Here is a 7595-nt window from a genome sequence, read left to right as displayed (position 1 = left end):
AGGTCAATCTAAATTGCTAGGCTGGGGATACGGCGGTTTGCATAACTATCAGGTACACAGGATTGTTTTTCCACTTCCGACTTCCCTGCTCCCTGCTCCCTGCTCCCTGCTCCCTAAGTAACTGCCTCAACCCATGACTGCTCCGAGTACAGCTATTTCACCCGAATCACTTCCAACTGAATCCAAAATTATTAGTAGCGGTTATCCCTTAAGTATTGCGCCAATGATGGATCGCACTGACCGCCACTATCGCTATTTCATGCGTCAGATTACACGACGGACATTACTCTACACCGAAATGGTCACCAGTGCCGCAATTCTTCATGGCGATCGCGAACGCTTGCTAGGCTTTTCCCCACAAGAGAAACCCCTAGTCTTACAAGTTGGTGGTGACACTCCCAGTGACTTAGCTGAATGTGCCCGAATTGCTGAAGCTATGGACTATGACCAGATTAATCTCAACGTTGGTTGTCCCAGTAGTCGAGTGCAAAATGGCAATTTTGGAGCTTGTTTGATGGCGCAGCCTGAACAGGTAGCACGCTGTGTAGAGGCAATGGTTAAAGTAGTGAACATACCCGTTACTGTCAAGCACCGTATCGGTATTGATCACCTTGACCGCTATGAAGACATGGCTAATTTTGTTCGCATTGTCTCAGATGCCGGTTGTCAGCATTTTACTGTACATGCCCGCAAAGCTTGGCTACAGGGTTTGAGTCCAAAAGAGAATCGCAACGTCCCACCCTTACGTTACAGTGACGTCCATCGTCTCAAGCAGGAGTTACCTGACTTATTCGTGGAAATTAATGGTGGATTCACTAGTCTTGAACAAGTGCAAGAACAACGGCAGTATGTCGATGGGGTAATGATTGGGCGTGCAGCTTACGACAATCCCTATCTGTTTGCCAAAGCTGATTGTGATATCTATAGCGAGACAGTTATACCCCCAACTCGCCATCAGGTTGTCGAAGCTATGTTTTCCTATATTGATCACTGGGTAGCCAAGGGTTTTAAGCTTAACAAAATTACCAGACATATGCTGCAATTATTTGCAGGGCAACCAGGTAGTAGAGCTTGGAAACGTCATCTAACTGAAAATTCCTGCTTGGTTGGTGTTGGTTCTGATGTCGTTCGCGAAGCTTTAGCTAAAATTCCTTAGGGTAAGCATACAGCCGTCAGCGGTCAGCGGTCAGCGGTCAGCTTTCTGGCACAGGCTGCGTGTGACTTTACTCAAATTAAACAAATGGTTACCTGTTTTCTTCAAAAGCTGTTCGTGTAGAGTTCGCGTAGCCTATGAGCTGGCGTTGCTGAATCAAGGAATGAATGCTCGATCATCTGGTTTTGTTAAAGCCCCCTAAATCCCCCAAATTTGGGGGACTTTGAAAGTTTTGTTCCCCCCAGAATTGGGGGGCTAGGGGGGCAAAACCATACCCAGAATCAGCAACGCCCATAAGCTGACGGCTGATAGCTGACGTTTTTTTATTGCCATATCTCACGTTTTATATTATTAAGTATATTTGTACTATTTTGCGATATAATAATCACAACTATAATAGTGGTATTGGCAAATTTAGGGACAAAATACTGGTCTAATCCAGATTTTATGGTTCAAAACCCGCTCACCCATCATCCCTAACAAAATAACCATGAGATTTATCAGCCCCAAAACCGACTTTGCTTTTAAGAAAATCTTTGGTTCCTCTGAAAGTAAAGAAGTTCTGATCAGCTTTCTAAATGCTTTAATATATCAAGGAGAATCTAGGATAAATAACTTAGATATCATTGACCCATACAATGCTGGCTATACTACGGAGTTAAAGGATACCTACCTGGATGTCAAGGGGATTCTAAATGACGGCTCCACGGTAATTATTGAAATGCAAGTGTTAAATGTCCCGGTTTTTGATGAACGAGTAATCTATAATCTCGCCAAAACCTATGGCAATCAATTAAAATCTGGGGAAAGGTCTTCTAAACGTAAGCCGGTGATTGCTTTAACGATTACCGACTTCACCATGTTTGAGGAAACCGACCGATACCTAACTCGTTTTGTATTTAAAGAAGAGCAAAAAAACTTTATCTACCGAAACGAACACCTAACCATGGTGTTTGTGGAACTGCCGAAATTTTCCCGGTCTTTAGAAGACTTAGAAACGGCATCGGAGAAATGGATATATTTTATGAAAGAAGCCCCAAATTTAGAAGCAATTCCCGATACCTTATCAGAAATCCCGGAAATTGCTCAGGCGCTAACCATAGCTAATCAAGCGAATATGAGTAGAAAAGACTTGGAGGAATTACACAAACGAGAAGTATTTATGGAAGACCGCAAAGGTGAAATTCGTCAAGCTCTCGAACAAGGCCGGGAAGAAGGTAGATTATTAATGCAGGGACTTATATCCCGTCAACTGGAAGGCAAACTTGGTGCAATACCCTCAGAAATTCTAGAGGAAATGCAACAATTATCTCTAGAACAATTAGAAGGTTTAGGAGTTGCTATGGCAGATTTTAGTAGCAGCGTAGATTTGTCTAATTGGTTGCGGAATAACCAATGATATAGCGCTACGCGCAAGTCATAAGTTAGAAGTCAGAAGTCAAAAGTTTTTGCCTATTAAGTAGGGTGGGAAAATTATAGGATCTAGAATTATCAAAAGAACTAAACGGTTTTTGCCCACCCTACAAGCTATTTAGTAACGTTTTTTGATCTCCAATTGATAATTCCATTTACAATTAACGCAGCGATCGCACCAACTGCCACATGAAATAGCACAAATACGACACTGTAAGTCAAGCAAGGTGTAACACCAGCGGTAGGGCAATCTAAGGATTGTTTCGGGTCGATAATAGACTCTACCGGTTTACCAGCGGTTTGGGAAGAAATACCACTAACCGCTAAACCAGTACCCACCAGGGCAATCCAACGTTCTAATCGTTTCTCCCGTTCTGCCTGGTCAATGTCTACTCGGGCTCGGATCGCACTAAGGGCTTGTTCCAGTAGTGCAGCACCATTCCCAAAATAGCCCAAATCTGATTGGATTTGTTCTTGAAAGAGGCGGCAATCATTGAAAAAAGTTTCTAAAAAGCTGAGGTCATCTTGGGGAAGTTTGCCGGAGATATCCCTCAGTTCTCGCTTATAGTTTTCAGCATTAATCGTAATTGTCAGTCGATAATGGTCTAAATCTCGGAGTAAGCGAGAGTAGTCTAATGCCTTTTGGGAAACTGATTTGATATCCTCCTTGAATTTGTCTAACTCTGCTTGACTCAAGCTTTGACTAGCTGGCCAGTGTTGAAAGGTTTGGTCAAAATACTGCTCAATGGTTTGATATTCCCTTTTAATTACCTGATAAACATCACGATTAAGCTGATAAGCACGGATGACTTTATTTCGATAACAAAATAGGTTAATAAACTTGGAATAGTAATCGATAAACTTATCACTAGCTTCTGCTTACCAAAAAATCCAAACCAGGATATGACAGTATTTTTCCGGTTGACTAGGAACTCCGTATTCAAAAATCGGACTGCCGAATAATTCCCCTTCTTGATTGAAGTGAGGACAGGGGATTTGAGGGGGAATGAAAGCTCGCAAACACTCGTCAGCTAGTTTTCGTATTTCCTGGCGATGTTGCAGTAATTTCCAGGGCACCCAGCGTTTTTCTTCTGTATACCAAACTGTTAAGACCAGAGTTTGACCAATGGAACTGCTGATTTGCTCCGGCATCAAGCAGCCTGCTGGATTCAATTGTTTTAGAAAGCTGGAGGGCACTGCTTGGGTGCGTTGGGTCTGATTTTGCTCTAGTTCAGGACGGCGGAGGTTTAGGGCTAAGCCATAGGTATCTTGAATTCTGAGGGGAGTTGCAACTCCGGTAACAGCCAGGGAAGTATTATCTAGGGTAACATTACTCCCAAAGTGGAAAGCCACATCATCAGTAGTTTTATCCTTGAGCAGGTCTACTCGATATCCTGACTCTTCTTCAATTTCAAGCTGCTTAGTCACTCCAAATTTTTGAGAGATAATCTCGTTGCACTTGTCCCAGAGTAAGGTAGTTGGCTCACTAGTTTTTAGATGAAAGGCAAATAAATGGACATTAGGGGCATAGACTTTAGAGGTCATTGGTATTTTTTTGATTATAGCGGTTTGCAATTAGGTGAGGTACAAATTTTTAGGGAGCAGGGAGCAGGGAGCAGGGAGCAGGGAAGAGAGAAGAGGTAAAAATCCTATGTACCTGATTAGGCTATAAACCGCTATAAATTCAGACTGTAGCAATCCGTTTAGGAATTGTTGAAATTTTTGTTCCCGACTCCCGACTCCCGACTCCCGACTCCCGACTCCCTATTCCCTATTCCCTATTCCCTACTTCCTATTCCCTGTTTCCTGTTCCCCGTTCCCTTTACTATTAAGTTGATCCTTCACCTGCTGGCGCAATTCCTGAAAGAAATTATAAAGGCGATTCTGTTGGTTAGGTTGAGTGGGAGGAACTTTGCCAAGCTCCTTTGTGTTACTGGAAAATTTTTTGAGTTCATCCCGGATACTAGGCCGTGCCTTGAACCAATTTTTGAGAATTTTCTCAGCCTTTTCTGGTGGATTATTCTCCAAAAGGGCTAATGTCCGATCTAAGTCCTGTAAGTCTTCCATAGAAAACAGTTCCGGTTTGCTTTCCAGGAAGTAGGGAAATGCTAGAAGTCGAGGGTCAGAGATCATGGCTTTACTCTCCAATTGCACAGAATGCTGCCCAGTCGTAGGGGTCTTGGAACGGTTGCTCATCGGGGTTAAACCAATCCAGTGCTTGTTCAATCTTTTTCATCAAAGAGTTGTCTAAAGGTAACTGCTTACTCCAGGCTAGCAACTGAGACTGGGTGCTATCCCGCAGCCAGAATTGCGCTTGGTTAAGGGCAACTGCTAAGGACATCTGCTCTAGCAGATTCTGATAAAATTTAATCAGCAACAACGCTGTAGATACCTCGTCTACTGCCCACAGGCTACTAACTACTGCTGGAGTACCCGCAACTAGGAAACCACTGGGTAAACCAATGTATTCATCAGTACGTTTGGATTGAACTAATCCTGTTTCACAAGCAGAAAGGGTAACAAGGCGACATTGTTCTAATTTCTGTTCTGATTTCAGGGCAAAGATGGCATCTAAGGTGAGGCATTTGTCTAAGTCAAGTACTTCACCGTCATCCAACACTAGATGTTGTTCTGGATTGAGTTTAACCGGTACAGGGCTGAGCTGGGCATCTGCCAGGATTAAGGCGGATTTCTGAGGCTGGTTAAGGTTAAAGTAACCGTGACAGCTAAAATGGAGACAGTGGTAAGTGTTGAGAGGTTTGCTATCTATTTTGAAAGGTTTCTTATCTATGGCGTCTTTAGTGGCAGCTTTTTCCACAAGAACCTCTGTATCTGGTGGTGGATTGAAGTAGCTTTTGATTACGTCTACTTCGATGTTAGCGTAACTTAAGTCACCCGTGGGGTTTTGAACTGCAAACAGGTGGGTAAAATCTTTTGGGCGTTTTCTGGTTTTGGCAAGTTGCAGTAGTTGACAACTAGGGGCATAACTTACTCCTGCTGGAAACTGTTCCATTAGAATTTTAGAGTTACCTTCTCCCTGCTTACTGGTAATCGGTAACCCATGAAGGGGCAAGAAATGTAAATACCGATGGGGGATTAAAATTAAGCGATCGCACGTTTCTGGAATCTGCTGAATGATGTCATCAATGGATAGAATATCAGCTAGCTCATCTAGGCGGTTACTCAGGTGGTTTTGCCAATCAGATTTTTCGGTATAGTAGCTTCCCAGATAGTCATTTATCCAATTTACCAATTTTTTTAAGTCTTGGGGCTGAGATTGCCAAACTATGGGCTGTTGAGTTTGACCGGTAAAAATGAACGTGAGCAGCTTCTTCCGTGTAATGTAAAACTCTACAATGGCAGTGTGGTTATCTAAATTATTATGAAATTGCTCAAACTTAAAGCTAGAACCGATAGGTAAATAGTGGTCTTGTAAATCATTCCGCTGCTGTCGCAACTTTTGGAGATGTTGTGCCAGGGCGGTGGGATTGTCAGCTTTGCGATGCTGGATTTGATATTGATATATGGCTATTTCATCCCTGTATTGTTCTAGTTGAGTGGCCACATCTACAGGAAAGATAGTTTTCCGGTCACGGCTGAGAATCTCTTCAACTAAATTGCGGGTTTTGCTCCGTTCAACATATTCAATGGCTGCGGTGATATTAGTTAAGTCTAGGCAAGTTTCTACAATGCCTCGATAGCTTCGGTTGTACCTTTCAGCTAGTTTAGTCTTGTAGTCTTCTACTTCAGAACCATAAATAATTTCATCTCGCAGGAATTCTACAGTTTTAATGGCAGCATCAAAAGCCTTGTAAGCTTCAGGTAAATTTTGAGCATCTCGGTAAGCTACACCAAGGTTATTTTTAGTCTCTAGATACTCTTGGGGAAATGCCTCAAAGGTTCTCACTGTTAGAGCCTGTTGGTAACAAGCGATGGCATCTTCAATATTCTGAGCTTTCTCCCCTTCGATGCGGTCACCGTAAGCAATACCGAGATTATTTTGTGTCGTTGCCCAATCATAAGGAAATGCCTCAAAGGTTAATACTCTAAGAGCCTGTTGGTAACAAGCGATCGCATTTTCAATATTCTGAGCTTTCTCCCCTTCGATGCGGACACGGTAAGCAATACCGAAATTATTTTGTGTCGTTGCCCAATCATAAGGAAATGCCTCAAAGGTTCTGACTGTTAGAGCCTGTTGGAAACAAGCGATCGCTTCTTCAATATTCTGAGCTTTCTCCCCTTCGATGCGGTCACCGTAAGCAATACCGAGATTAGTTTGTGTCATTGCCCAATCATAAGGAAATGCCTCAAAGGTTAATACTCTAAGAGCCTGTTGGTAACAAGCGATCGCATTTTCAATATTCTGTGCTTTCTCCCCTTTGATTCGCTCACGGTAAGCATTTCCGAGATTAGTTTGTGTCATTGCCCAATCATAAGGAAATGCCTCAAAGGTTCTGACTGTTAGAGCCTGTTGGTAACAAGCGATCGCATCTTCAATATTCTGAGCTTTCTCCCCTTTGATTCGCTCACGGTAAGCAGCACCGAGATTATTTTGTGTGATTGCCCAATTTTTGGGAAATGCTTCACGGGTGAAAACAGTTAGTGCGACTTCATAGCCAGTGATGGCAATTTCAATATTGCTGGCTTTGTCACCCAAGGGGAATTGCTGAATTAGATTGCTAAAACGGACAATAACTGCTGCTAATAATTTTGTTTTATTTGGTTTTACTTCCGCAAGTTTACTTGTTGCCCAATGCCGCCATTGTTCTGCTAATCTATCATCTAGTTTGTCTGTATTTGCTGCCAGTAATGGGTAAACTACCTTTTTATTACCCCTACTATTTTCGGTTGCTTCTAGTACCTGTAAGAGAAATTCTAGTTGGGCATCAGATGTATTGTCAGCCATTGCCATCAACTGCTATTCAATATTTATTGAAATATTATAGTGGCTACAGGAGTATCAGGTTTACGATGCTTGAGAAAAATCAGTTGTGCGATCGCAATCTGCTCAGTGCGATTACGCGGTTGC

6 protein-coding genes are annotated in these 7595 nt (G+C 42.6%); 2 read left to right on the top strand and 4 right to left on the bottom strand.

Annotated elements, in window-relative coordinates; genetic code table 11:
• Window positions 1-133 precede the first annotated feature (133 nt).
• The gene (dusA, locus tag F6J94_RS26425; RefSeq protein ID WP_293045646.1) at window positions 134-1156 is read left to right on the top strand and encodes a tRNA dihydrouridine(20/20a) synthase DusA; all 1023 of its coding nucleotides are present in this window, start codon (window positions 134-136) and stop codon (window positions 1154-1156) included.
• 487 nt (window positions 1157-1643) lie between these two features.
• Complete coding sequence (locus F6J94_RS26420; protein ID WP_293045643.1) at window positions 1644-2552, top strand: Rpn family recombination-promoting nuclease/putative transposase; 909 nt, start codon at window positions 1644-1646, stop codon at window positions 2550-2552.
• A gap of 128 nt (window positions 2553-2680) precedes the next feature.
• On the opposite strand, the gene F6J94_RS26415 is transcribed toward F6J94_RS26420, so the two are convergent.
• From F6J94_RS26415 to F6J94_RS26400, 4 genes are all read right to left on the bottom strand, one after another.
• Window positions 2681-3262, bottom strand: a complete 582-nt coding sequence (locus F6J94_RS26415; protein WP_293045640.1) for a hypothetical protein — start codon at window positions 3260-3262, stop codon at window positions 2681-2683.
• Between the two features lie 183 nt (window positions 3263-3445).
• Window positions 3446-4111 (bottom strand): hypothetical protein, encoded by a 666-nt coding sequence (locus F6J94_RS26410; protein WP_293045637.1) that lies wholly within the window; start codon window positions 4109-4111, stop codon window positions 3446-3448.
• A gap of 240 nt (window positions 4112-4351) precedes the next feature.
• On the bottom strand, window positions 4352-4699 hold the full coding sequence (locus F6J94_RS26405; RefSeq protein WP_293045634.1) for a hypothetical protein: 348 nt from the start codon (window positions 4697-4699) through the stop codon (window positions 4352-4354).
• Between the two features lie 4 nt (window positions 4700-4703).
• Window positions 4704-7472 carry a CHAT domain-containing tetratricopeptide repeat protein gene (locus tag F6J94_RS26400; protein ID WP_293045631.1) on the bottom strand — a complete coding sequence of 923 codons (2769 nt, stop codon included), beginning with the start codon at window positions 7470-7472 and terminating at the stop codon, window positions 4704-4706.
• Window positions 7473-7595: the final 123 nt, after the last annotated feature.

The sequence above is a fragment of the Moorena sp. SIO1F2 genome (assembly GCF_010672755.1).
GTDB lineage: Bacteria > Cyanobacteriota > Cyanobacteriia > Cyanobacteriales > Coleofasciculaceae > Moorena.
Note: the sequence above shows the minus strand (reverse complement) of the source record. Positions and strands in the feature narration are given on the sequence as shown.

Bases quoted from the DNA above. Each gene is read 5' to 3' on its own strand.
- dusA (WP_293045646.1), top strand. From the start codon at position 134: ATGACTGCTCCGAGTACAGCTATTTCACCCGAATCACTTCCAACTGAA.
- F6J94_RS26420 (WP_293045643.1), top strand. From the start codon at position 1,644: ATGAGATTTATCAGCCCCAAAACCGACTTTGCTTTTAAGAAAATCTTT.
- F6J94_RS26410 (WP_293045637.1), bottom strand. From the start codon at position 4,111: ATGACCTCTAAAGTCTATGCCCCTAATGTCCATTTATTTGCCTTTCAT.
- F6J94_RS26405 (WP_293045634.1), bottom strand. From the start codon at position 4,699: ATGATCTCTGACCCTCGACTTCTAGCATTTCCCTACTTCCTGGAAAGC.
- F6J94_RS26400 (WP_293045631.1), bottom strand. From the start codon at position 7,472: ATGGCTGACAATACATCTGATGCCCAACTAGAATTTCTCTTACAGGTA.